Annotated in this window: 2 protein-coding genes; both read right to left on the bottom strand. The window is 51.7% G+C overall.

Translation table 11 applies throughout. The annotated features are described in order from the left end of the window. Positions 1-53: 53 nt before the first annotated feature. Entirely contained in the window at positions 54-1,607 is a 1,554-nt protein-coding gene (cls, locus tag QZX60_RS06850) for a cardiolipin synthase (protein WP_295362816.1), read from the bottom strand. A gap of 114 nt (positions 1,608-1,721) precedes the next feature. Next, complete coding sequence (locus tag QZX60_RS06845; protein ID WP_295362813.1) at positions 1,722-2,150, bottom strand: helix-turn-helix domain-containing protein; 429 nt, start codon at positions 2,148-2,150, stop codon at positions 1,722-1,724. Between the last annotated feature and the right edge of the window lie 118 nt (positions 2,151-2,268).

The following is a 2,268-nucleotide window of genomic DNA, read 5'->3' as shown; positions in this document are numbered from 1 at the left end:
TTAAAGGCTTATAGCCTTAGAGCGAGCCACCCGTTTTACGGGTGGTCGCGACTTTAAAGCAACGGTGCGAAAAGTCTGAGAAAAGCGTGGACGAACTGGCGGATCAGCGGCAGGCGTTCGCGCTGATAGGTCTGGGTGACCTCGTGGCATAGGGTGAAGGTGTGGTTGAAATCGGCGAGGATGTCCTGAATCACCGGCACCTTGATCAGCTGGACGCCGCACTCGAAATGCAGATATAGGCTGCGGTAATCCAAATTGATCGTGCCGACCGTCGCGGCCTCGCCGTCGCAGACACATTGCTTCGCGTGGATAAAGCCGGGCTGGTATTCGAAGATGCGCACGCCGTTCTGCACCAGCTGGGAATAATAGGACCGGGTCAGCGCGTAGACGAGGGGCTTGTCCGGTACGCCAGGGGTGATGATGCGCACGTCGACGCCGCGCTTGGCCGCTAAGCCGAGCTCCCGGGACATTTCGTCGGTGAGGATCAAATAGGGCGTCGTCAGGTAGAAATAATGCTTGGCGTTCTTGATCAGGTTCAGGTAGACGTCTTCGCCGACGTGTTCAAAGTCCAAGGGACTGTCAGCGTAGGGCTGGACGTAGCCCTCGGCGCCTTCGACCGGTTCCCAGGGGGCGAAGTATTTCGTGTCGATTTCGTCCGGGGTGTCGGTGTTTTTGACGGCGTTCCACATTTCGAAAAACATCAGCGTGAAGGAGCGCACAGCAGAGCCCTCGAGGCGGATGCCGGTGTCCTTCCAATAGCCGTAGGGGTGGGTGATGTTGAAGTATTCGTTGGCGAGGTTGTAGCCGCCGGAGTAAGCGACCTTCCCGTCGATAACCGTGAATTTGCGGTGATCGCGGTTGTTCATAAACACATTGAGGAAGGGAATGACCGGATTGAAATCCCGGCACTGGATACCGTCGGCGGCCATTTTCTTGATGAAGCTCTGGTTGATGAAGCCGATGCTGCCGATATCGTCGTAGAACAGGCGCACCTCGACCCCTTCCTTAACCTTTTGTCTGAGGATGTGGTAGATGCCGGCGAAGGCTTCTGCGTCTTCGATCGCGAAGTATTCCATAAAGATAAAATGCTCGGCGCGGCGCAGATCGGCCTTCATGGCCTCGAGGGCCTGATCCGCCATATCGTAAAATTGAACGGCCGTATTGTCGTAGACCGGGTAGGGGCCGTAATGGCGGACGTAGTGGCAGATATTGGCCAGCGCCGGATCGGTTTCCCGAAGCTTTTTGGCGACGGCAGCGTCCTGCGCCATCATCGGGTGCAGCAGCTTGTCGATGGCCGCGTAACGCTTGCGCATGGGCTTGGTGACGTTGATCCGCCCGCCGAGCGTGTACAGTAAAAGCCCAAATTCCGGAAAGAGCAGGATTAAAATGATCCACGGCATTTTGATACCAGCGTTGCGGCGTTCGCCAAAAATGATAATACTGACGATCAGCGACGCGATGCGCACACAGGTGTGAATCCAAGCGAAAGCGGTATAGAGTTTGACAAAAACGGCGTATAGTACATAAAACTCCAGCGCAATAATTGCGACGGTGAGCACCAGTCTAGCGACGCCATTCTGGACGGCAGCTTTTTTTTCAGTGCGCATAAATAGGAAATTCCTTTCAACAATTTCCCTTTATTGTAGCGAAAATATCATTGAAAAACAAGCAATGGGTGTGTACGGGACACAGAGTGAAAGGTAAGTATGCAAAATTAAATTTTATTGATCTCCGAGTTTGATGTCCTGAATGGGATCACCGTCACCGTGGCCGCTGCAGCGTTCGTACTCGAGATTTAAGATCGTGTCGACAGCCAGCTTGCCATGTTCGTCGAGACAATTGTATTTGTAGAGACCTTCAGGTTCAGAAAGGTGATTTCGGAGCAGCAGGCTTGGATCGGCGTCGCGGGTCCAGCCCATGATGTACGCGGGAGAGACACCGAGCACTTCGGCGAGAGCTTCAATTTTATCCGACGGAATGTTGGTGACAATGTCGAATTCGTATTTGTACATGGTCTGTTTGGAAACACCGATGATGCGGGCCAGCTGTTCCTGACGGAAACCGCGCTGCATCCGAAGGCTGCGAATGCGCTTTCCTTTGGTGATGACTGGCTCTTTAGTTTGAGTTGTGGTTGCTTTTTCTTTTTTCATTGAATATCCATCTCATTTATACATTTATATTTATTTACATTATAGCATGTAAAAGAATTTTAATACAATTATAACTTGACAACCTTAGAAAAAGGTGAGAAAATAAAATTAACAAAAA

This window comes from uncultured Pseudoramibacter sp., from assembly GCF_903789625.1.
GTDB classification, from domain to species: domain Bacteria; phylum Bacillota; class Clostridia; order Eubacteriales; family Eubacteriaceae; genus Pseudoramibacter; species Pseudoramibacter fermentans.
The sequence above is the reverse complement of the archived record's forward strand: the minus strand, read 5'-3'. Positions and strand labels throughout refer to the sequence as shown.